Source organism: Pseudomonas sp. DY-1, assembly GCF_003626975.1.
Taxonomy (GTDB): domain Bacteria; phylum Pseudomonadota; class Gammaproteobacteria; order Pseudomonadales; family Pseudomonadaceae; genus Metapseudomonas.
Window position 1 is genome coordinate 2,765,077 of record NZ_CP032616.1, and the last position, 21,817, is coordinate 2,786,893.

Here is a 21,817-nt window from a genome sequence, read left to right on the forward strand (position 1 = left end):
GCCCATATTCTGGCACCACGATCATTCACCCCGCGTATGCGCGCCCATCCTCTGCTCAGTCCTTCTTGAAGGCGGCCTCCAGCGCATCGTTGATGGTGCGCAGAACCTTTACCCGGGCGTAGCGCTTGTCGTTCGCCTCCACCAGGGTCCAGGGCGCGATCTCGGTACTGGTACGGTCGACCATGTCGTCGACGGCGTCGACGTAGTGGTCCCATTTGTCCCTATTGCGCCAATCCTCCTCGGTGATCTTGTAACGCTTGAAGGCCACCTCCTCACGCTCCTTGAAGCGCTGCATCTGGGTGTCCTTGTCGATGGACAGCCAGAACTTCACCAGCACGATGCCGTAGTTGTGCAGTTGTTCCTCGAAGTCGTTGATCTCGCTGTAGGCACGCATCCAGTCCGCCTGGGAGCAGAATCCCTCGACCCGTTCCACCAGTACGCGGCCATACCAGGAGCGGTCGAAGATGGTGAACTGGCCGCGACCCGGCACGTGCCGCCAGAAGCGCCAGAGGTAGGGCTGAGCTCGTTCTTCTTCGGTGGGTGCCGCAATCGGTACCGTACGGTACTGCCGTGGATCCAGCGCGCCGGTCACGCGGCGGATAGCGCCGCCCTTACCGGCCGCGTCGTTACCCTCGAATACCGCCATCAGCGCGTGGCCGCGCATCCGCTTGTCCCGCAGCAGACCGTTCAAGCGGGCCTGTTCGGTGGCCAACTGCTCCTTGTAGTCGTCCTTGTCCAGCTTGAGCGAGAGGTCGAGGCTGTCTAACAGGCTGCGTCTGTCCAGGCTGGACATGAGCGGCGCCGCGCGGGTGTTCGGCTTGCGCCCGGAATCCTGTTTGAGCGCAGCCTGCAGCCCTTCGAGAATGATGCGGCCGACACTGAGGCTGCGGTAATTCGGGTCGACCCCTTCGATCACGTACCACGGGGCATAGTCGCGGCTGGTGCGGCGCAGTACACGCTCGCCGAAGCGTACGAAGCGGTCGTAGACCTCGCTCTGTTTCCAGTCCAGGGGATTGATCTGCCAGCTGCGTTGGGGGTCCTTTTCCAGAGCCTTGAGGCGCTCCTTGAGTTGTTTCTTCGAGAGGTGAAACCAGAACTTGAGGATCAGCGCCCCCTCGTCGCAAAGCATGCGCTCGAAGTCTTCCGCGTCATTGATAGCCTGGTCCAGGCGGGCGTCCTTGATATCGCCCTCGACCCGGGCATGCAGCATCTGGCTGTACCAATTGCCAAAGAAGATGCCGATCCGTCCCTTGGGCGGCAGCTTGCGCCAGAAGCGCCATTGCGGCGGGCGGGAAAGCTCTTCGTCAGTCGGCCGCAGGAAGCTCTCGACGTTGATCAGGCGCGGGTCCATCCACTCATTGAGCAGCTTGACCGTCTCGCCCTTGCCGGCGCCTTCGATGCCATTGATCAGGATGAGCACCGGGAATCGCGCCTTCTCCTTCAGCTCGAACTGCGCCTCCAGCAAGGCCTCGCGCAACTCGAGCACGGCTTTTTCATAGGTATCCTTGTCAATGGAATGGCCGATCTCGGCGGATTCGAACATGCAGACCTCCTTGGCTTGATTGGGAAAAGGTAGCGGACAGACTCACGAAGGAGCGAGCTCTGTTCGCGAAAATCTCGATGACCCGATTCGCAAGCAAAGCTCGCTCCTACCCTTGCATCGACGCGCTCCGCTGTTTCGGATCAAACCGAAGCAGCCTTCCGATCAGCTACTATTCGCGCTTCGCAGTCTCGGAAACCTCCATGTCCGACTTCCACCACGCCCAACTCGACTGGGACGAACAGGGCCAACCGCTGTCGCGGGAATTCGACGACGTCTACTTCTCCCCGACCTCGGGTATCGACGAAACCCACCATGTTTTCCTCAATGGCAACGACCTCGCCCGGCGCTTCACTGAATTGCCGGCCGGTGGGCGTTTCTGCATTGGCGAAACGGGCTTCGGCACAGGACTGAACTTCCTTTGCGCCTGGCAGCTGTTCGAGCATCACGCCCCCGCAGACGCTCGGCTGCACTTCGTCAGCGTGGAAAAATTCCCTCTCTCCCGCGATGACCTCCAACGCGCCCTGGCCCTCTGGCCGGAACTGGCCCCCTTGGCCACTGAACTGATCGATCAGTACGTGGCCGTGCATCCCGGCTTCCAGCGGTTCAACCTGGCCCAAGGCCGTGTCGTGCTGACCCTGCTGGTGGGGGATGCGATGGACTGCCTGCCCGAACTGGACGCACGCATCGACGCCTGGTTCCTCGACGGTTTCGCCCCGGCGAAGAATCCGGAGATGTGGAGCCCCAGCCTCTTCGCCCAACTGGCGCGCCTGTCCGCCCCCGGCGCCACGCTCGCCACCTTCACGTCCGCCGGCTTCGTACGCCGCGCACTGAAGGAGGCTGGCTTCGCCATCAAGCGCACACCCGGTTTCGGCAAGAAATGGGAAATGAGCCAGGGCCGCTTCGAGGGGCCTGCCAGCATCGATGCCAGCAAACCCTGGTTCGCCCGCCCGCGTTTCGTACCAGAGTGCCGTGAGGCACTGGTGATAGGCGCAGGGCTCGCCGGCTGCGCCAGCGCCGCCAGTCTGGCGGCCCGTGGCTGGCGGGTAACCCTTCTGGAGCGCCACGACGCCCCGGCCCGCGAGGCCTCGGGAAACCCCCAGGGGGTGCTCTACCTCAAGCTATCCGCCCATGGCACGGCACTTTCACGGCTGATCCTCAGTGGCTTCGGCCATACCCGCCGACTGCTGCAGCGGCTGGAACAGGGCTACGACTGGCAGGCCTGCGGCGTACTGCAACTGGCCTTCGACGACAAGGAAGCACAGCGCCAGGCCAAGCTGGCCGAAGCCTTCCCCGCCGACCTGCTGCACAGTCTCGACCAAGCTGCGGCGGAAGCTGTGTCCGGAGTCAGCCTGCCCGCCGGGGGCCTGTTCTATCCCGAGGCCGGCTGGGTCCACCCGCCGGCTCTCTGCCAACTGCTGGCCGGGCATCCGAATATCCATCTGGTCACTCATGCCGAAGCCCTGGAACTGCGTCGGGAAGGCGGTCTCTGGCACGCCCGCGATAGCGAGCGCACCCTGGCCTCCGCGCCAGTGGTGGTGCTGGCCAGTGCCGCTGAAGTGCTGCGTTTTCCACAAGCTGCCGGGCTGCAGCTCAAGCGTATCCGCGGCCAGATCAGTCGCCTGACAGCCACCGCTGAAAGCGCGGGGCTTGGCACCGTGCTCTGTGCCGAGGGCTATGTGGCGCCGCCGCGTGATGGCGAACACACCCTGGGCGCCAGTTTCGACTTCCACAGCACGGACCTGCAGCCGACCGCTGCGGAACATGCGGGCAACCTGGAACTGCTGGAAGAGATTTCCCCCGACCTGGGACGCCGCCTGCACGCAGCCGAACTCCAACCGGAGCGCCTGGAAGGCCGCGCCGCCTTCCGCTGCACCACGCCGGACTACTTGCCCATCGTCGGTCCGCTGGCGGATGCCAAGGCCTTCGCTGAGGCCTATGCGGTGCTGGCCAGGGACGCGCGCCAGGTGCCGGAAGCAGCCGCGCCCTGGCTCGACGGCCTGTATGTGAACAGTGCCCACGGCTCACGCGGGCTGATTACCGCTCCACTTTCCGGTGAATTGCTGGCTGCCTGGCTCGATGACGAGCCGCTACCGGTTCCCCGAGCCGTGGCCGAGGCCTGTCATCCCAACCGTTTCGCTTTGCGCCGCCTGATCCGCGGCGGGAACGCCTGAGCATGGACTTGCTCCTGATCGAAGCCCTGGCAATCGGTAGCGTGCTCGGCCTGCTGCTGGGCCTGACCGGCGCCGGAGGCTCGCTGGTAGCGCTGCCCCTGCTGCTCAGCCTGCACTTGCCACTGCGCGATGCCATTGGCGTGAGCCTGGGCGCGGTCGCCCTGTCCGCAGCCATCGGCGCCATTCCACGCGCGCGCCAGGGATTTGTGTCCTGGCGCCCAGTGCTGTTGCTCGCGATCAGCGGGCTGCCCGGCAATGCCGTCGGTCAGTGGCTGGGCCACTACATTCCGGAGACGGTGTTGATTCTCGGCTTTTGCCTGCTGGTGCTCTGGTCGGCATGGCGCATGTGGCGCGGCGCGTCTCTTCCCAAGCGCAATGCCGGCCCGTTGCGAATTGCTCCGCTGGTAATGATTGGTGCCGGCGTCGGCCTGCTGTCCGGGGTAATGGGTGTGGGTGGCGGTTTCCTCGTGGTGCCGGCGCTGCTCTGGTACACGCCGTTGTCGATGCTGGCCGCCACCGCTACTTCGATGGCGGTGATTGCGCTGGTTTCCGGTGGAGGCTTCCTCCTCTACCTCACCGGTGCCCAGCCCCCCATGGCCCTGCTCGGCGGTCTGGCGGCCGGCGGTGCGGTCGGCGTGCTCTTCGGTAACCAGTTGGCCACGCGCCTGCGCGGCGCCACCCTGCAACGGCTATTCGCGGTGATGCTGGTGGCAGTCAGCCTGTCCCTGGCCGCCCAGAAACTTCTCTCCTGACAGGCCAAGCTATATAACCAAACGATATAAAACTCACAGAACTGCACAGGGGTCGGACCCTTTAGTGCCTTCTGCAAAAGTCGGCACGAACTCCCCAACGGCAACACCGGTAAGGACTTATGTGCGGCATTTCTGGAGAACTTCGTTTCGACAAACAACCGGCCGATCTGGCCGCCCTCGACAAGATCACTCACCATCTCGCACCCCGTGGCCCAGACGCCTGGGGCGTGCACAGCCAGGGACCGATCGCCCTGGGCCATCGACGGCTGAAGATCATGGACCTGGCCGAGGCCTCCGGGCAGCCCATGCTGGACCCCGAACTGGGCCTGGCCATGGTGTTCAATGGCGCCATCTACAACTACCCCGACCTGCGCAAGGAGTTGCTGAGCCTGGGTTACCGTTTCCATTCTGACGGTGACACCGAGGTACTGCTCAAGGCATGGCACGCCTGGGGCAAGGACATGCTGCCCAAGCTCAATGGCATGTTCGCCCTGGCCATCTGGGAACGCGACGAACAGAGCCTGTTCCTCGCTCGCGACCGCCTCGGCATCAAGCCGCTGTACCTGGCGCGCAACCACCAGCGCCTGCGCTTCGCCTCCAGCCTGCCGGCGCTGCTCAAGGGCGGCGACCTGGATAACGGGTTGGACCCGCAAGCGCTGAACTTCTACCTCAACTTCCATGCCGTGGTGCCCGCGCCCCTCACCCTGGTCAAGGGTGTGGAGAAACTGCCACCGGCCAGCTGGATTCAGATCGACGCCGACGGCAACTGCAGCCAGGGCATCTGGTGGCAGCTGGAATACGGTCCGCACGAGAGCGAACAGGGCCTTGGCATGGATGACTGGCGCGACCGTCTGCTGGCCAGCCTGCGCGATGCCGTATCGATTCGCCAACGCGCCGCCCGCGAGGTCGGCGTGCTGCTCTCCGGCGGAGTGGACTCCAGTCTGCTGGTGGGCTTGCTGGCAGAAACCGGCGTGGAGCAGCTCGCTACGTTCTCCATCGGTTTCCAGGATGCCGGTGGCGAGCGCGGCGACGAGTTCGAGTACTCCGACCTGATCGCCCGCCACTACGGCACTCGCCACCAGCAACTACGAATCGACGAGCGCGAGGTGCTGGATCAGCTCCCGGCAGCCTTCACGGCCATGAGCGAGCCCATGGTCAGCCACGACTGCATCGCCTTCTATTTGCTCTCACGCGAAGTGTCGAAGCACTGCAAGGTAGTGCAGAGCGGCCAGGGTGCCGATGAACTGTTCGGCGGCTACCACTGGTACCCGCCCCTGGCCGATACCACGGATCCGTTCAACAGCTATCGGGCGGCCTTCTTCGACCGCGCCCACACCGAATACCAGGCCACGGTACAGCCAGCCTGGCTCACCGATGACCTGGCCGGCGACTTCGTACGCCAGCACTTCGAGCAACCCGGCGCCCTCGACCCCGTCGACAAGGCATTGCGCCTGGACAGCACCGTGATGCTGGTGGACGACCCGGTGAAGCGAGTGGACAACATGACGATGGCCTGGGGGCTGGAAGCGCGCGTGCCCTTCCTCGACTACCGAGTGGCCGAACTCTCGGCGCGAATTCCCTCCCGTTTCAAGCTCGGCGATGGCGGCAAGGCGGTGCTCAAGGCTGCCGCGCGCAAGGTCATTCCCCATGAAGTGATCGACCGGCCCAAGGGCTATTTCCCGGTGCCCGGCCTCAAGCACCTGGAAGGTCGGACCCGCGACTGGGTGCGCGAGCTGCTGCTGGACCCGAGCCAGGACCGCGGTCTGTTCCAGCCAGCGATGCTCGAGCGTCTGCTTGCCAGCCCCACGGAAGACATCACCCCGCTGCGAGGCTCGAAGCTCTGGCAGATGGCTGCTCTCAATCTCTGGCTCAACCAACAGGGACTCTGAATCAATGAAAGCCCATACCCTGCACAGCCAGCGTCTCTTGCGTGGCCAGGCGCCCTCCTACCAGCGCCTTCAGGCCCAGTTGGCCGAAGGTCACCAGGAGCCACACGATGAACCGCAGATACTCCACTGCGGCTGGGGTCGTCTGCTGCTCGGCCACACCTTTCCCGACCCGACCAGTCTCGCCAGCGAGCTTTTGGCCGAACAGCCCGGCGAACGTGACATCGCCCTCTATGTCGCCGCTCCCCAGCAAGTGCTGGCCCAGGCTCCCCAGCAACTGTTCCTCGATCCCTCCGACACCCTGCGTCTCTGGTTCTCCGACTATCGCCCCGCACGCCGGGGTTTCCGCGGATTCCGCATCCGCCGCGCACAGAGCGAGGCCGACTGGCAGGCAGTCAACCAGCTCTACCGCTGTCGCGGCATGCTGCCGGTGGACCAGGACGCCATCACCCCACGCCACCTTGGCGGGCCGGTCTACTGGCTGGCCGAGGATGAACGCGACAACCAGGTAATAGGCGCTGTGATGGGCCTCAACCATCGCAAGGCCTTTCACGACCCGGAGTGCGGCTCCAGCCTCTGGTGTCTGGCAGTGGACCCGCAGTGCAGCCGCCCCGGCGTCGGCGAAGCCCTGGTACGCCATCTGGTGGAACACTTCATGAGCCGCGAGCTCAACTACCTCGACCTGTCGGTGCTGCACGACAACGCCCAGGCCAAGGCGCTCTACGCCAAACTCGGTTTTCGCGAGCTGGCCACCTTCGCGGTGAAGCGCAAGAACAGCATCAACCAAACCCTGTTTATCGGCCCCGGTCCGGAAGAGAAGCTCAACCCCTACGCGCGCATCATCGTCGACGAAGCCCTGCGTCGCGGCATCGAAGTGCAGGTAGACGATGCCGAGGGTGGGCTTTTCAGCCTCAATCACGGAGGCCGGCGCATCCGTTGCCGTGAATCCCTGAGCGATCTCACCAGTGCCGTGAGCATGACCCTCTGCCAGGACAAGCACCTCACCCATCGCACGCTGGCCCGCGTGGGTATCCGGCAGCCGTCCCAGTGCCTGGCCACCAGCGATGAGGCGAACGCCGAATTCCTCGCCGAGCACGGCAGCATCGTCGTCAAACCGGTGAATGGCGAGCAGGGCCAGGGGGTGGCCGTCGACCTGCGCACCCTGGACGAAGTGAAGACCGCCATCGCCAGGGCCGAGCATTTCGACAGCCGCGTGCTGCTGGAAAGCTGTCACCAGGGCTTTGACCTGCGAGTGGTGGTGATCAACTACGAAGTGGTGGCTGCCGCTATCCGCCGTCCTGCCGAGGTAGTGGGCGATGGCCAGCAATCCCTGCGCTTGCTGATCGAGCACCAGAGCCGACGACGCCAGGCCGCCACCCAGGGCGAAAGCCGTATCCCGCTGGATGCCGAAACCGAGCGCACCCTGCAAGCCGCCGGCTACACCTATGACGATGTACTGCCCGCCGGCACCCGCCTGGCCGTGCGCCGCACCGCCAACCTGCACACCGGCGGCACCCTGGAAGACGTCACCGCGACCCTGCACCCGGCCCTGGCCGAGGCGTCGATCCTTGCCGCGCGCACGCTGGAAATCCCGGTGGTCGGCCTGGACCTGCTGGTGTCTTCCGCCGACCAGCCGGACTACGTGCTGATCGAAGCCAACGAACGGGTTGGCCTTGCCAACCACCAGCCGCAGCCCACGGCGGAGCGCTTCATCGACTTGCTGTTCCCGCTGACGCGAGTGCCCTTGGCCTGAAACCTGTGGGAGCGAACTCATTCGCGAATGAATTCGCTCCCACGATCAAGTCGCGCCTTGGCCTCAGAAAGGAGATGTCATGAGCAAGAGACTCCCCGAACCCGACCTCGCCTACCTGCAACAGGTCCTGCTGGAGATGCTGGCCATTCCCAGCCCCACGGGGTTCACCGACACCATCGTGCGTTACGTTGCCGAGCGCCTGGATGAGATCGGCATTCCCTATGAACTGACCCGTCGCGGCACTATCCGCGCCACGGTCAAGGGCCGCCAGAACAGTCCGGACCGCGCCGTGTCGGCGCATCTGGACACCATTGGCGCCATCGTCCGCGAGATCAAGGACAACGGCCGACTCGCCCTGGCACCCGTGGGTTGCTGGTCCAGCCGCTTCGCCGAAGGTAGTCGCGTGAGCCTGTTCTGCGACAGCCGGGTGTTGCGCGGCAGCGTCTTGCCCTTGCTGGCTTCAGGACATGCGTTCAACACCCAAGTGGACAGCCTGCCGATCAGTTGGGACCACATCGAACTGCGCCTGGATGCCTACAGCACCACGCGCGCCGATTGCGAAAGCCTGGGTGTCTCGATCGGCGATTTCGTTGCCTTCGACCCCCTGCCGGAATTTACCGAGAGCGGCCATATCAGCGCGCGCCACCTGGACGACAAGGCCGGCGTCGCCGCCCTGCTCACCGCGCTCAAGGGCATCACCGAAGCCCGGCTGGTGCCGCCGATCGACTGCCACCCGCTGTTCACCATCACCGAGGAGATCGGCTCCGGCTCCGCTGCAGCGCTACCCTGGGACGTCAGCGAGTTCGTCGGCATCGATATCGCCCCGGTCGCCCCCGGCCAGCATTCCAGCGAACACGCGGTCAGCGTGGCCCTGCAGGATTCCGGCGGCCCCTACGATTTCCACCTTTCCCGGCACCTGTTGAAGCTGGGCGATGAGCATTCCATCCCGCTGCGCCGCGACCTGTTCCGTTACTACCACAGCGACGCACAGTCAGCGGTCACCGCCGGGCATGACATCCGCACCGCTTTGCTGGCCTTCGGCTGCGATGCGACCCACGGTTACGAGCGCACTCATATCGACAGCCTGGAGGCCCTGACCCGGCTGCTCGGTGCCTACCTGATGAGCCCGCCGGTGTTCGCCACCGACGCGGTCACCAGCCAGCAGTCCCTCGAACCTTTCAGCCACCAGTTGGAGCATGACGCGCAGATGGAGAGCGAGACGCGCGTCCCGACCGTGGAAAGTCTTGTGGGAAAGGGTGACGCCGGCCCTTGAAGGGCGAACCCGCCAGGAGCAAAGTGCCACCTATGCTCAATACGAAGGCTACGCGGGTGCGGTGAGGCCGTGTCGAACATCGATTTCTGCCTGGCATCGCCGCCCCTCGGCTACCTTTCGTAGAGGGACAAAGGACGAATAACAACGCGGGTGGTCACCCATGCTTCACCTCTCAGGCTGTGTGAAAACTGTCGCACTCGGTCTGGCCTTGCTCCTGCTCCTGGTCTGCCGGCCCGCCTTCGCACTGGAGGCCGCGCCTCTCGATCAGGATCAGCTGCGCCTTTCCCTCGGCCACTGGGTCGGCTACCTGGAAGACCCCAGGGGCGAACTCGACCTAGAACAGGTACGTAAGCTCCCCGACCCGGCGTTCCAGCAGGTTCGCGGCGAGCAGGCCAACCTCGGCAAGAACCGTTCGGTCTGGTGGTTCAAGGTGCATCTGGACAACAGCCGCGCCCATGCGCTGGACGGCTACCTGGAAGCCAACTACCCGCTGCTGGATAACATCCGCCTCTACTACCTCACCCCCGACGGCCGGGTGCAGGCGCAGGAGACCGGCGACCATTTCGCCTTCTCCCAGCGTCCGGTGCAGGTGCGCAACTTCTGGTTCCCCCTGCACGTCGAGCCCGGGCAGAGCACACTGATCCTGCGGGTGGAAAGCACCAGCACCATCTTCGTGCCGCTGGTGTTCAGCACCTTCGGCGCCAGCGCCGCGGCCCAGGAGAACCTCATGGGGTTCAACGGCGCCTTCTACGGCGTGCTCTTTGCCATGTTCTTCTACAACCTGTTCCTCTACCTGTCGCTACGCGAGCCGGCCTACCTCTGGTACCTGGCCTACAACCTCAACGTCGGCCTGCTCGCCGCCTGCTTCGACGGCATGCTGTTCAAACTGCTGCCCGACCACGTTGTGCTGCAATCGGTGGCGATCTACATCTTCATGTACCTGCATTGCCTGACGGCATTGCAGTTCAGCCGTCGCTTCCTCCACACCGGGTTGCACTTCCCTCGCCTGGACAAGGTACTGCGGGGGCTGATGGTGGCGACTCTGGTGGCACTGCTGAGTGCTCCGCTGATCGGCCTGCAGAGCTGGAACATCCTTGCCAGCCTCACCGTGTCGGGCATCTCCGCCTTCCTGCTGCTCACCGGCCTTTATGTCTGGCGCAAGGGTCTGCGCTACGGCTCCTACTACACCCTCGCCTGGGGCGTGCTGCTGTTCGCCTTCATCCAGATCACCACCGGTTCCCTTGGCGTCGAAGTGCTCGGACTGTTTGGCGCGACGGTAGTGAAGATCGGCGTCACCATCGAACTGATCACCCTCTCCATCGGCCTGGCCGACCGCATCAACACGCTCAAGGAAGAAGGCTTCCGCTCACGCCAGGCCGCCGAGCAGGCGGACTTCGAGAACCAGGCCAAGAGTCGTTTCCTGGCCACCATGAGCCATGAGATCCGCACCCCGCTCAATGGCGTGCTGGGCATGCTGCAGCTGCTCAAGGAAACCCCGCTGGACCGCAGCCAGCGCTTCTACGTCGACACCATCTCCAGTTCCGGCACGGCGCTGATGGCGGTGATCAACGACATCCTCGACTTCGCCCGCATCGAATCCGGCAAGCTGGAACTGGAGCACATCGAGTTCGATCTGGAAGACCTGGTGTCGGAAACCCTCGGGCTGTTCACCGCCCAGGCCATGGACAAGCGACTGGGGCTGCACCTGAGCCTGGACGCCGGCGTCCCCCGGCGCATCCTCGGCGACCCGACGCGGCTCAAGCAGGTCCTGATGAACCTCCTGGGCAACGCCCTCAAGTTCACCGCCGAGGGGCATGTCGCCCTCCACCTTTCTCTACGCCGCAGAACCGATGGCAATTCGCGCCTGGTGTTCAGCGTCAGCGACAGCGGCATCGGCATCCGTCCCGAAGCCCTGAGCCAATTGTTCGACTCCTTCGCCCAGGGCGACTCCAGCACCACCCGCCGCTATGGCGGCAGCGGTCTGGGCCTGGCCATCAGCAAGGAGCTGGTGGAAATGATGGGCGGGCACATCGAAGTGCAGAGCACGCTGCACCAGGGCACCCGCTTCAGCTTCGATATACCGTTGCAGCCCGGAGAATTCAGGACCGATGAACTGAACCGGTTGCTCGATGGCCGCACCGCCCTGCTCGCCTGTCAGGACGCGCTCGGCCTGGATGCCCTGGGGCGCCTGCTCGGGCGCTGGGGCATGCGCTGCGAACGTTGCCAGGATCCGGACAGGCTGATCCAGCATCTGGAGGATTTCGCCGTACCGCCGCTGCTGGTGCTGCAGTCTCCCTGGCCCGGCGACCCTGAACGCTGGATGGACAGGCTGCGGCCTCATCTCGAGCACGGCCAGCGCATCATGTTGATCTGTCCGCCGGAGTACTGTCAGAACCTGCCCGCGGGCGCCGGCCTGCGTCTGCGGGCCGTGGCCCAGCCGCTGACCCTGGCGCAGTTGCGCGACACCTTGCAGGAGCTTTACCGCGAGCGGCGCCTCGAAGAACGGACCCAGCAGCAGGAGGAGCGTCGCCGGGTGAGCGCGACACCCTGCATCCTGGTGGCCGAAGACAATCCGGTGAATCAGATGGTGGTGCAGGGTTTCCTCAAGAAGCGCGGCTACCTGGTACGTACCGTCGCCAATGGCGTGGCAGCAGTGGACGAGTACCAGCGCGATCCGGAAGGTATCCAGTTGATCCTGATGGACTGCGAAATGCCGGAAATGGACGGCTTCGAAGCCACCCGGCAGATCCGCCGACTGGAACACGCTCGCAACTGGCTGCCGGTGCCCATCGTCGCCCTTACTGCGCATATTCTGGAGGAACATCGCCAGGCCGGTGCCGACGCCGGCATGGATGACTTCCTCGGCAAACCCCTGGACAGCGCCCTGCTGTTCGCCACCCTCGAACGTTTCATCCAGCGCCAGAGCGTGGATGGATGACGGCGCCCGGCGGCGGCGTTAGCATTCCGCCCCCGCCGGAGATACCTCGATGCTCATCCCCTTTGACCTGCTCGAAGCCGAAACCCTGACCCGCCTGATCGAGGACTTCGTCACCCGCGAAGGTACCGACAATGGCGACGATACCCCGCTGGAGACCCGCGTCGAGCGTGTGCGCAAGGCGCTGAAGAAAGGCGAGGCAGTAATCGTCTATGACCCCGACAGCCAGCTCTGCCAGCTGATGCTCAAGCTCGACGTGCCCAAGGAGTGGCTGGAGGAGTAGCCCATCGCCCGACCACTGTAGGGGCGAATTCATTCGCCAAGGGCGGCGCAGTTGCCCCCCCGGAAGGCCGAATGGACCCTCCAGAAGAGCAGCGTCGATCTTCACAATTTCGCGGCCTGCACGGGCGGCCCCAGCGGGAGTTCGCGCACCACCTGCCCCATGCGCGTCACTTCCACCTTCAGCTTGTTCGCACCCAATAGGTAATCCACCAGGCGCTGCGGGAATGGCCAGTAGTTCAGCTCTGCCGTCAGGGTGACGGGACCAACCGCGTCCGCCGGCACCACGAAGGAGAATTCGCGGACATCGTAGCCTTTGGGCAGGATGCGGTTGTCCGAGAGGATCTGCGTGGCGTTCCAGACTTCGATGTCCAGCTCCTTGCCATCCTTGTCGCCCAGATGAACCTTGAAGTTGCGGGTGTCAGGTTCAGTGGCGCCATCGCGAACCGCACCCAAGCGGTAGAACTCGTGGCCGGCTGCGTCCACGGCATGGAAGTCGATCCAGACCTCGCGACCTTCGGGAAATCCCGTGGGCAGCTTGTGCCCGGCCCCGACATTGGCGACCTTCACCCGCACCGACGCTTCCTGGCCCGGCACCAGCTGCCCGGGAACCGACTCGAAACTGATCTCCGCGGCCTTGGCCAGGTATTCGCGGGCGCGCTGCGCCGCATCCTTCTGGCCCAGGTACTCCAGCACCGCCGCGTTGGCGCCCGTGAACCAGTGGGACGCGACATCCGCGCGCTCGGGGCCCATGATCGCCGCCTTGCCGGCGAAGCCCGGCATGTGGCAGCTCTGGCAGGTCTGGCCGCTGAAGCTGTAGGGACTCTCCAGCCATTCGTCATAGGTCCGCTCGACGGCCACCGTACTGAAGGGATGGGTGACGTTGTGGCAGGTGGCGCAGAAGTCGGAACGGGTGTGCAGATCGGAGTAAACGGTGTCGTGATAGGGCGACGTGGCGTCGCTGCGCGGGCCGAACTTGGTTGGCTTGCCATGGGCGCGCGGACTCAGGACATATGCCCCGTTATCCAGGCCGGTGCGAGCGCTGATGTTGTGGCAGGTCTCGCAATCCACGCCGGGCATGGGGTTGTGCTCGGCGGTGAAATCTACCGATGCGCGATTGACCGTCGAGTTGATCTGTCCGGTGGTCAGGCCGATGGGGGTATGGCAGCCGGTGCAGAAGTTATCCACACGCCCCTCGGTGGCCTCGCTGGCGTGTTTCAGCAATGCCCGGTAGATCGGTTCCTCCCAGGCATGGGACATCATCGAGGTACGCCACTGCTGATAGATCTGGTCATGGCAGGCGCCGCAGACCTGCGCGTCATCGAAGTCCCCTGCGTTGAGCACGACGTTGTTCGGTGTGTTGGCCCGATGCGGAAAGAACGGCATCCCCTGCTTGTCTTCTAGCAATCGAGAGCGCGCCGGCTCCAGCCACTTGTCGTCAAGGCGGGACGTTTCGGCAACGGCAACCAGGGTGGCCAGCAAGGCGAGCAGTATGCAGAACGCCAGCCGAATGCTGAGGGTTCCCAACCGCGCGGCTGGAGCTGACGGAAAGGCCTTCTTTGCCGGATCGTCCATTGCCCTGCCCCGCCTGCACATGCCTCATCCAAATAGCGCGAGAATCCGGCAGAATCACGGCAATAGCCGTTTCTTTCAGCGCAACTTAGCCGGAATTCAAACCTCTCCCCCGCATTTGGGGGCGTAAGTCAGTAGTAGATGGCGCGCGGGGCAGCGTCAAAGGACTGGCAATCGTCAGAGTTGCCCAATCGCATGGACTATCTGATTGATATATATGAAGTGATCCATTACTGAATATGACGCAGCAGGCGATGAAGTGGCGATAATTCCGTACCAGCGACAGGTCGGTCAGCCACATGAACGGCGGGCACAAAAAAGGCCGCCACGGGGCGACCCAAACAAAGCACAGAGCACCAATAGACTCTGAGGTCAGAGTGTAGAAGCTCTGCTACGAAATGATGACAGAACTCAGAAAAACAACGGGCATTTCGTCGGTAAAATCGCCGAAATTTTGCGCAATCGCTCTAGATCGCGCCATAGCCGCGCCCCCTCGATACAGATTGCCCGCACCGATCATCTTGCTGCTCCACCAGGTGCTTTCGATAGGAAATTTCGCACAAAACATCACCCTTGAGCGCCTACAACGGCCCTCGCTAGAGTCCCCAGCCATCGCGGTTGGAACCGCGACCGGGAGTCGCAACCCGAACCTCACGCAGGCCACGTCCTACCCCAAGCGTAATTGCCGTATGGTGGGCCGTGCAGGGAAGGCTTAGGCCTTGCCGGGTTTTCCTCGCGTAACCGGTTTGCGACCCCTGTACGGCCCGCCGCCCTTATGAGTCGTGACAGCAAGGAGCGGCGCCTCTATCACGCGAGGAAGCAAGGATATGCACACCCCACACGCAATGCAGACAGAGCCCCGCCCCGTTGCCCATTGCCCAACACGCAGACTGCCAGTCACCGGTTTCACCCCCCTCCCGCCGCCATCCCAGCCCTACGAAGACGTCCTGTTCATCAACGATCGCGCGCCCTCATGCCATCTGTTCGAAGCGGCCAACCAACGCATGAGCGCCCTTGGCGACTTGCTGCGGATCATCGAGTCAGGTAGCCGCAACGGCGCCCTGGCCCAGGAAACTGCGCGGCTGGCATCGGCCCTCGGGATGCTCTTGGCGGATGCCCAGGCGCTGCATGAAGCCGCCTTCCATCGCGTTCGGGAAGAAGGGCTTCGGCCGGGTGATTCGCCCACCTGATCCACCTCTTATCTACCCACCGAAAACGTCGGTCCACTTCAACAAAGCGTCGAACTGCATCAAAGATTGCCATCGGCCCTTCCCTAGACTTGGCCTGCCCGCACTCCCAGTCCCGGGAAAATGCGAGCAGGACCACCAACAACAAGAAGGAAGGTACACATGAGCGTTTACCGTAATGGATTGGCGTTGGCGTTCTCCTGGATGCTGGCCGTTGGGGCCGCGCAGGCATCCGGGCCCATTCAGGTCCAGAACACGTTCGACTCCATGGGACCGGAGATGCAGAGCTGGGTCGATGGCAAGGGCAAGACGCTCCACTACCTGGATGAAGGCCCGCGAGATGGCCTGCCCGTGGTGCTGGTCGGCGGCAATGGCACCAGCGGACGGGTACTTGCCCTCACCGACTTCCTGCGCAGCCTGCGCGAGCAACTGGACTTGCGCTTCATCACCCTGGAACGCAATGGCTTCGGCCAGACCGAGTTCGACCCCTCAGGCAATTACCAGTCGTACGCCGAAGAAGTAACGGCCCTGCTCGATCACCTGAATGTCAGGCGCTTCTCCCTGGTGGCAATCTCCGGCGGTGGTCCCTACGTGGCGCAAATCGCTTCCAGCCTGGCACCTCGCGTACGCTCGGTGCACATGGCGGCAGCCTTCTCGCAAACGGAAGGGGTGATGGCGACTCCGGCCCGCTGCGCCCTGAGCGATCAGCAGGTAGCCGAGGCCTATCTTGCCGGCCACTACGATGTGCCCTCGGTCTGGTGGGATCTGGGACCGAACACCGCGGTGAACCGTATCCATGGTTTTCTCGACGAAGCCGCCGATGAAGGTGCACGCTTCTACTACGCGAAAGGATCCAAAGGCTTCGACATGGCCCCCCTGACCCATGAACTGCGCCTGTATTGCGAACAGCCGATAGCCGACCTTTCCGCCGTTTACGCACCGGTATTCCTCTACTACGGACTCGCCGATACCACGGCCACCCCCGCCCATGCTGAATTCTGGAAAAGCCGCTTCCCGAATGTTGCCGCCGAACGCCTCTACGCGGGCGAAGGCCACGATGTCCAGTATCGGCACTGGGGCCAGATCCTCTCGGACCTGGCGTATCAGGGAAGACGCATTCTGTTGTGCAGCAAGGGCCGTTCCCAACTGGTGGATTCGGACCAGGCCCAACGTTTGCTGCAGCGCGGCGCCAGCCTGGACATCTGCGCCTGGCAACAGTCGGCCGGACGTTCTGACCAACAGCCCTGACCGCTCAAAGGCCTAGAGCCAGTATTCCCAGACGCGCCCGATACGTTCACTCACGCGGGCGCGGATGGGGCGCCGTTTCCAGCTCTCAAGGGTCAGTTCGTGCGAACTCTTCACGTCCTCCAGGAAGGCGCCTCGCATCCGCTCGCCGAAATCCGTCCCCAGCACCACCACGTTGACCTCGTGGTTGTGCAGGAAACTGCGCCAGTCCAGGTTGGTGGAACCCACGGTGGACCAGACACCGTCGATCACCCCAGCCTTCACATGCAACAGTGCGTCCTTGCGCTCGTAGAGGCGCACCCCCGCTTCCAGCAGTTCCTTGTAGTAGGCCCGCCCGGCATGGAATACCAGCCATGAGTCGGTACTGCTGGGCACCACCAGGCGTACATCGACGCCGCGCCGCACCGCCGCCTTGAGGGCGTCGAGCAGCTGTGGGTCAGGCACGAAGTAGGCGCTGGTGAGCCAGATTTCGCTCTGCGCGCTTTGCAGTGCGGAGATGAGCGTTGCGTAGATCTGGCTGTAGGGTTCTTCGGGCGAACTGCCGATGGCGCGCACCACTTCCTTGCCCATGGGCTGAATCGGCGGGAAGTAGTGGCGGGGCACCAGGGTTCCACCCTTCTGTTGGTCCCAGGTGCCGATGAAGAGCTTCTGCAGCTCAGCGACAACCGGGCCTTCGATGCGCAGGTCGGTATCGCGCCAGGGCAGCTCCCCATCCGACGGCACCTGGGTACTGGAGCCAAAGGAGCCACCGGAATACACACTGCTGATGTTGATGCCGCCGAGAATGGCGATACGCCCGTCGACGATCAGCAGCTTGCGGTGGTCCCGCTGGTTCAGTTCCCAGCCGGCCTTGGCGCTCATCGGATTGACCGGATTGAACTCCACCAGGCGAATGCCGGACTGGCGCAGTCGCTCGAAGTATTCCGGTGGAGTGCCAAGGGTGCCGACGCTGTCGTAGATCAGGTTGACCTGCACGCCACTGCGTTGCTTGGCGATCAACTTGTCGGCGAAACGCTGCCCCACTTCATCGCCTTCCAGGATGTAGGTTTCCATGTTGATGTGATCGCGGGCACCTTCGATCGCTTCGAACATGGACGCATAGGTGTCCGGCCCGTCCTGCAATAGCTCCACCTTGTTCCCCGCCGTCAGCGGGCTACCCACCAGGGTCTCTTCGATCGCCAGGTGCAGGTCGAAGATGTTGGTCTCCATCCCGGAGGCCTCGAGACGTTCGAGAACGGCCTTGCTGCGCGCCTCGGAAAGCGGGCCATGAGCGCCGTCGACCTGTACCGGCGTCTCTGGTGAATGAGCCATATCGGGATTGATGCGAGGCAATGAAGTGCAACCCAGGAGGAGCGATGAAAGCACCGCCAGGACACACGCCACTGTCCCTGATGACGGCAATTTCATTCAGCATCCTCCACCTGAGGACGGTCGATACCGGGAAAGCCGATCCGCCACTGCAAAGCGCGTTTCCGGACGGCCTTGAGCGATTCGACAGTGACTGCAGATAAAAGGTTGGAAGAATCTTCGAACGGAGCAGCAGGCGATCAGTTCGGTGCCGAGCTCGCAGAGCAGCCAGGCAATGACCAGGCCGACGCCACAGGTCATCGCCATCATGAACAGTACAGGGCAGAAACGAAGCGGTCAGGCGCGATTCATCAAACCCATCCCTGGCCGTCCATCAGCTTTGCGAGAAGCGCGGCCCCAGCAGGATGATGGTCGCGCCCATTACGCAGAGGGCAGCCCCCAACCAGTCGCTCGCCAGCGGCCGGGTACGCTCCACGACGCCAAGCCAGAGCAGCGAAGCGACGATGTAGATGCCGCCATAGGCCGCATAGGCGCGACCAGCGTAGGCGGCTTCCACACGTGTCAGCAGCAGGGCGAAGAGGGTCAGGCTGAGCAGGCCGGGAACGACCCACCAGGCGCTCTTGCCCATTCGCAGCCAGAGCCAGAAGGCGTAGCAGCCGCCGATTTCGAAGAGGGCGGCGAGGAAGAACCAGAGGTAGTTGAGCATCGATGTTTTCCCCGCGAGTGGAGCCCGCCCGGTCTGGCTTCAGCCGTGCACGCCGCCTTCACGCTCCCAGGCGCAGCGCACGCGCAGGTTGTCTTCCTGGGGGCTGTGGAAGCCCTGCTCGCTTTCCCAGCGGAAGGTGTGGATGCCGTTGAGTTCGGTTTCCAGATGGACCACAGCGCTGCTCCAGTAGAGTTGTTTGAGCAACGCTTCAAACGCCTTCACCCAGAGGCTCCATTCGTATTCAACCGCCGGGTAGCTGGCACCGAAGTGGATCACCTGGGTACGGAAAAGCCCTTCGCCAGGTTGTTCGCAGCAGGAGAACATATCGCGCCCAAGGAACGGCCAGGCCTCACCGCTGGGCAGGCTGTCCAGCACTCGGCGGTTGGTCTCGCGGCGCAGGCGGTGTTCCTGATCATCGAGCGACGGCCAGTCGCGGATGCAACCATAGACGATGGATTCGGACTCCACGCGGGCACTCCAGTAAAACAGTGGCAGCCTTCTAACACAGGACTGCCACGGGAGAAAGGAATTGCGTCGAAGTCTTCAAGCCGGTCTGCGGCCAAGTAGCCAGGCTAGCGCGCACATCACCAGGGCAAGCCCTGTGATGACCATGAAAGGCGCCTGGTAGCTACCCGCCAGATCACGACCAAAACCGGCCAGGACCGGAGCGAAACTGGCCATCCCATAGCCTGCAAACAGCATCATCGCGGTCCAGCGGCTCACCGCCAGCGGTGTGTGCGCCTCATAGAGCGGCAGCACCAGGGACAGCGCGAACGAGCCACTGAGGCCCAGGCCCAGGAAGGCCGCCCAGACTTCCGGCAGCAGTGCCGGCTGGAAGCAGATCATCCCCAGGCAGACGGTGCTGACGAGGCCGCAAACCAGCAGCAACTGGTAGCGGTTGTCGAAGCGCTGGGCCAGCCAGGGCAGGATGAAGGCGCTGGGCAGCCCTACCAGCATGAACAGACTGAACAGGCTGTTGCTGCGTAACAGGCTGAGGCCTGCCTCGTGGTAGCGGGCCACCAGCCAGGTGGTCAGGGCATAGAACAAGCCAGCCTGTAGGGCGAAGAACGCCGTAATCAGCCAGGCTCGCGGTTCGCCCCAGGGCAATCCGCCCTGCCCCGCTTCGCTCGCGGTTTCAGCGCGATTCGGCACCGCCAGCCAGAGCAACAGTGCGCCAAGCGCCGGCAGGGCCCAGAAAGCCAATCCGAAATGCCATTGATCCCCCAGTAACTGAGTAACCGGTGGCGTCAGCACCGCACCGGCGGCCCCGCCAATGGTCATGCTCAGGGAGTACCAGGCGACCACGCGACCGACCTGATCATGGAAATGACGCTTGATGAAACCGGACAGCAGTGGTCCGGCCACTGCGATACCTGCCCCCATCACCACGGCACTACCGATCAGCACGCCGCTGGCATGGCTGCCCAGGCGGGCGAGCAAGGCAACGCCGATCAGGCCCAGGCACGCCGTGATCACCCGCTCCAGGCCATAACGCACTGCCAGCCGTGGCGCCAGGGGCGCGAGCAAGCCCATGCAGAGCACCGGCAGGGCCGTGGTCAGGCTGATCAGACTGCGACTGAGCGCCAGTTCCTGGGCGATGCGCTCGATCAGGGGGGCAAGGGAAGTGATGCCGGGCCGCAGATTGATTGCGGCCAGTACCAGCGCCAGCATCAGCAGCGCACGGGAAAGGGGTTTCACGGTGGAACCATCCGGGTTGGCGGTCAGGCCGGGGGAGCAACCCTACTCCCCCGATCCGCCGCCGGGCAACCCCGAGCGGCGCGAAAGCTGACCGAACGGACAGCCTCGCTTTGAACTTGCGAGATAAGGATCCTTACGCGTTGCCGTGATGCTTGGCCCGCATCTTCGCGGCCATGCTGGCCATTTCGTCGTAGAGCGCCTGGGGGTTCTTCTGCTTCACGGCCCAGGCCATGCGGCCCTGTTCGTGGGGCAGGATCATGAAGGTGCCGGCAGCGACTTCCTGGAAGATGTAGTCAGCGATGTCGGTGGCGCTGATCGGAGAGCTTTCCAGCAGCTTGCCCACCTGTTGCTTCATGGCCGGGGTCGGTCCGCGGAAAGAGTCCAGCAGATTGGTCTGGAAGAACGACGGGCAGACCACGTGCACGCCGACACCCTCTTCCTTGAGTTCGATCAGCAGGCTTTCGGACAGGGCCACCACGCCGGCCTTGGCGACGTTGTAGTTGCTCATGGCCGGGCCTTGCATCAGCGCCGCCATGGAGGCGACGTTGACAATCCGTCCCTTACTCTTCTGCAGCAACGGGAGGAAGGCCTTGCAGCCCTTGACCACGCCCATCAGGTTGATCGCGATCTGCCAATCCCAGTCTTCCAGCGACAGCTCTTCGAAGAAGCCGCCCGAAGCGACGCCGGCGTTATTGACGATGATGTCGATGCCACCCAGCTTCTCTTCGCAGGCCTGAGCAAAGGCCGTGAGCTGGCTGTAGTCACGAACATCGCAGCGCTGTGTGAAGCCATCGCCGCCGGCTTCGCGGACCAGCTTGAGGGTTTCGGCCAGGCCGCCTTCGTTGACGTCGGACAGGGCCAGCTTCCAGCCCTCGCGCGCCCAGCGCAGGGCAATTTCGCGACCGAGTCCGGAACCGGCGCCGGTAATCATGATGCGGTTGTGCATGGTGAGGTGCCTTTCTGCTTGTGCGGTAGATGAACCGCAGTGTAGCGAAGGCAATAGTGCAGCCACCCCTGAATCACGGCGCTGAATGATGACGGCAAACGCAGCTAGCGGCGCTGGATCAGGCGCCTCGCCAGCAGCCCGTACGGCACCAGGTTGAGCAGCAGCACGAATGCCCCGAGCCAGAGCTGGATGCCCGGCGTCAGCCCGGCGGGGTAGATCATCGGTACCAGGTAGTGCTCGATGAACCCGCCGCTGTACCCCTGCTCTCCAGCCGCCAGGCGCAGACGATTCTCCAGCGGCGTGAGCGGGCAGATCAGATGGAGAAATTCCACCGTGGCTCCCCAGGCCACCGCAGGCAGGTGCAGCAGAGCCAGGCGCGGCCATTTCAGCACCAGCAATCCGCCCGACACCACAAAGAGGATAAAGGCCAGATGCAGCAGCAATACGGCGTCAGCGGCGATCCGGTAACTCATGGCTTGGCATCCACAAAGTCGTTTTCCTTGAACCATCACGAAAGGTGGTCAGTCGGTTATTACAGGCGCATCAATTTGCCACCAACCATA

At 63.7% G+C, this 21,817-nt stretch carries 17 protein-coding genes; 9 read left to right on the forward strand and 8 right to left on the reverse strand.

Features of this window, described 5'->3' with window-relative positions; genetic code table 11:
* Window positions 1-55: 55 nt before the first annotated feature.
* Window positions 56-1,543 carry a polyphosphate:AMP phosphotransferase gene (pap, locus tag D6Z43_RS13040; RefSeq protein WP_120652613.1) on the reverse strand — a complete coding sequence of 496 codons (1,488 nt, stop codon included), beginning with the start codon at window positions 1,541-1,543 and terminating at the stop codon, window positions 56-58.
* Between the two features lie 200 nt (window positions 1,544-1,743).
* Here pap and mnmC point away from each other — a divergent pair, with 200 nt between their 5' ends.
* From mnmC to D6Z43_RS13075, 7 genes are all read left to right on the forward strand, one after another.
* Window positions 1,744-3,714, forward strand: coding sequence for a bifunctional tRNA (5-methylaminomethyl-2-thiouridine)(34)-methyltransferase MnmD/FAD-dependent 5-carboxymethylaminomethyl-2-thiouridine(34) oxidoreductase MnmC (gene mnmC / locus D6Z43_RS13045; protein ID WP_120655255.1), 1,971 nt, complete (start codon window positions 1,744-1,746; stop codon window positions 3,712-3,714).
* 2 nt (window positions 3,715-3,716) lie between these two features.
* Window positions 3,717-4,466, forward strand: coding sequence for a sulfite exporter TauE/SafE family protein (locus tag D6Z43_RS13050; protein WP_120652614.1), 750 nt, complete (start codon window positions 3,717-3,719; stop codon window positions 4,464-4,466).
* Window positions 4,467-4,585: 119 nt separating this feature from the next.
* Window positions 4,586-6,355 carry an N-acetylglutaminylglutamine amidotransferase gene (locus D6Z43_RS13055; protein WP_120652615.1) on the forward strand — a complete coding sequence of 590 codons (1,770 nt, stop codon included), beginning with the start codon at window positions 4,586-4,588 and terminating at the stop codon, window positions 6,353-6,355.
* A gap of 4 nt (window positions 6,356-6,359) precedes the next feature.
* On the forward strand, window positions 6,360-8,105 hold the full coding sequence (ngg, locus tag D6Z43_RS13060) for an N-acetylglutaminylglutamine synthetase (RefSeq protein WP_120652616.1): 1,746 nt from the start codon (window positions 6,360-6,362) through the stop codon (window positions 8,103-8,105).
* A 79-nt stretch (window positions 8,106-8,184) separates the two neighbouring features.
* Window positions 8,185-9,378, forward strand: a complete 1,194-nt coding sequence (locus tag D6Z43_RS13065; protein ID WP_120652617.1) for an osmoprotectant NAGGN system M42 family peptidase — start codon at window positions 8,185-8,187, stop codon at window positions 9,376-9,378.
* 160 nt (window positions 9,379-9,538) lie between these two features.
* Complete coding sequence (locus tag D6Z43_RS13070) at window positions 9,539-12,316, forward strand: hybrid sensor histidine kinase/response regulator (RefSeq protein WP_120652618.1); 2,778 nt, start codon at window positions 9,539-9,541, stop codon at window positions 12,314-12,316.
* Between the two features lie 49 nt (window positions 12,317-12,365).
* The gene (locus D6Z43_RS13075; protein ID WP_120652619.1) at window positions 12,366-12,596 is read left to right on the forward strand and encodes a YheU family protein; all 231 of its coding nucleotides are present in this window, start codon (window positions 12,366-12,368) and stop codon (window positions 12,594-12,596) included.
* Between the two features lie 101 nt (window positions 12,597-12,697).
* Here D6Z43_RS13075 and D6Z43_RS13080 read toward each other — a convergent pair whose 3' ends face one another.
* Complete coding sequence (locus D6Z43_RS13080; RefSeq protein ID WP_120652620.1) at window positions 12,698-14,167, reverse strand: multiheme c-type cytochrome; 1,470 nt, start codon at window positions 14,165-14,167, stop codon at window positions 12,698-12,700.
* 824 nt (window positions 14,168-14,991) lie between these two features.
* Here D6Z43_RS13080 and D6Z43_RS13085 point away from each other — a divergent pair.
* Both D6Z43_RS13085 and D6Z43_RS13090 read left to right on the forward strand, forming a co-directional pair.
* Window positions 14,992-15,354, forward strand: coding sequence for a hypothetical protein (locus D6Z43_RS13085; protein ID WP_256661002.1), 363 nt, complete (start codon window positions 14,992-14,994; stop codon window positions 15,352-15,354).
* 159 nt (window positions 15,355-15,513) lie between these two features.
* Window positions 15,514-16,599 carry an alpha/beta fold hydrolase gene (locus D6Z43_RS13090; protein WP_256661003.1) on the forward strand — a complete coding sequence of 362 codons (1,086 nt, stop codon included), beginning with the start codon at window positions 15,514-15,516 and terminating at the stop codon, window positions 16,597-16,599.
* A gap of 12 nt (window positions 16,600-16,611) precedes the next feature.
* On the opposite strand, the gene cls is transcribed toward D6Z43_RS13090, so the two are convergent.
* From cls to D6Z43_RS13120, 6 genes are all read right to left on the reverse strand, one after another.
* Window positions 16,612-17,907, reverse strand: a complete 1,296-nt coding sequence (gene cls / locus D6Z43_RS13095) for a cardiolipin synthase (protein WP_256661004.1) — start codon at window positions 17,905-17,907, stop codon at window positions 16,612-16,614.
* A gap of 370 nt (window positions 17,908-18,277) precedes the next feature.
* Window positions 18,278-18,610 (reverse strand): YnfA family protein, encoded by a 333-nt coding sequence (locus D6Z43_RS13100; protein ID WP_120652623.1) that lies wholly within the window; start codon window positions 18,608-18,610, stop codon window positions 18,278-18,280.
* 39 nt (window positions 18,611-18,649) lie between these two features.
* Window positions 18,650-19,078 carry a hypothetical protein gene (locus D6Z43_RS13105; RefSeq protein WP_120652624.1) on the reverse strand — a complete coding sequence of 143 codons (429 nt, stop codon included), beginning with the start codon at window positions 19,076-19,078 and terminating at the stop codon, window positions 18,650-18,652.
* A 75-nt stretch (window positions 19,079-19,153) separates the two neighbouring features.
* Window positions 19,154-20,308 (reverse strand): CynX/NimT family MFS transporter, encoded by a 1,155-nt coding sequence (locus tag D6Z43_RS13110; RefSeq protein ID WP_120652625.1) that lies wholly within the window; start codon window positions 20,306-20,308, stop codon window positions 19,154-19,156.
* A gap of 133 nt (window positions 20,309-20,441) precedes the next feature.
* Entirely contained in the window at window positions 20,442-21,254 is an 813-nt protein-coding gene (locus tag D6Z43_RS13115; RefSeq protein ID WP_120652626.1) for an SDR family oxidoreductase, read from the reverse strand.
* Window positions 21,255-21,358: 104 nt separating this feature from the next.
* Window positions 21,359-21,727 (reverse strand): DUF2784 domain-containing protein, encoded by a 369-nt coding sequence (locus D6Z43_RS13120; protein WP_120652627.1) that lies wholly within the window; start codon window positions 21,725-21,727, stop codon window positions 21,359-21,361.
* Window positions 21,728-21,817: the final 90 nt, after the last annotated feature.

What these genes read in the sequence shown, in the direction of transcription:
- D6Z43_RS13080 (WP_120652620.1), bottom strand. Translation starts at nt 14,167, where the DNA reads ATGGACGATCCGGCAAAGAAGGCCTTTCCGTCAGCTCCAGCCGCGCGG.
- pap (WP_120652613.1), bottom strand. Translation starts at nt 1,543, where the DNA reads ATGTTCGAATCCGCCGAGATCGGCCATTCCATTGACAAGGATACCTAT.
- D6Z43_RS13115 (WP_120652626.1), bottom strand. Translation starts at nt 21,254, where the DNA reads ATGCACAACCGCATCATGATTACCGGCGCCGGTTCCGGACTCGGTCGC.
- ngg (WP_120652616.1), top strand. Translation starts at nt 6,360, where the DNA reads ATGAAAGCCCATACCCTGCACAGCCAGCGTCTCTTGCGTGGCCAGGCG.
- D6Z43_RS13120 (WP_120652627.1), bottom strand. Translation starts at nt 21,727, where the DNA reads ATGAGTTACCGGATCGCCGCTGACGCCGTATTGCTGCTGCATCTGGCC.
- D6Z43_RS13075 (WP_120652619.1), top strand. Translation starts at nt 12,366, where the DNA reads ATGCTCATCCCCTTTGACCTGCTCGAAGCCGAAACCCTGACCCGCCTG.
- cls (WP_256661004.1), bottom strand. Translation starts at nt 17,907, where the DNA reads ATGGCTCATTCACCAGAGACGCCGGTACAGGTCGACGGCGCTCATGGC.
- mnmC (WP_120655255.1), top strand. Translation starts at nt 1,744, where the DNA reads ATGTCCGACTTCCACCACGCCCAACTCGACTGGGACGAACAGGGCCAA.
- D6Z43_RS13055 (WP_120652615.1), top strand. Translation starts at nt 4,586, where the DNA reads ATGTGCGGCATTTCTGGAGAACTTCGTTTCGACAAACAACCGGCCGAT.
- D6Z43_RS13050 (WP_120652614.1), top strand. Translation starts at nt 3,717, where the DNA reads ATGGACTTGCTCCTGATCGAAGCCCTGGCAATCGGTAGCGTGCTCGGC.
- D6Z43_RS13065 (WP_120652617.1), top strand. Translation starts at nt 8,185, where the DNA reads ATGAGCAAGAGACTCCCCGAACCCGACCTCGCCTACCTGCAACAGGTC.
- D6Z43_RS13085 (WP_256661002.1), top strand. Translation starts at nt 14,992, where the DNA reads ATGCACACCCCACACGCAATGCAGACAGAGCCCCGCCCCGTTGCCCAT.
- D6Z43_RS13090 (WP_256661003.1), top strand. Translation starts at nt 15,514, where the DNA reads ATGAGCGTTTACCGTAATGGATTGGCGTTGGCGTTCTCCTGGATGCTG.
- D6Z43_RS13070 (WP_120652618.1), top strand. Translation starts at nt 9,539, where the DNA reads ATGCTTCACCTCTCAGGCTGTGTGAAAACTGTCGCACTCGGTCTGGCC.
- D6Z43_RS13100 (WP_120652623.1), bottom strand. Translation starts at nt 18,610, where the DNA reads ATGCTCAACTACCTCTGGTTCTTCCTCGCCGCCCTCTTCGAAATCGGC.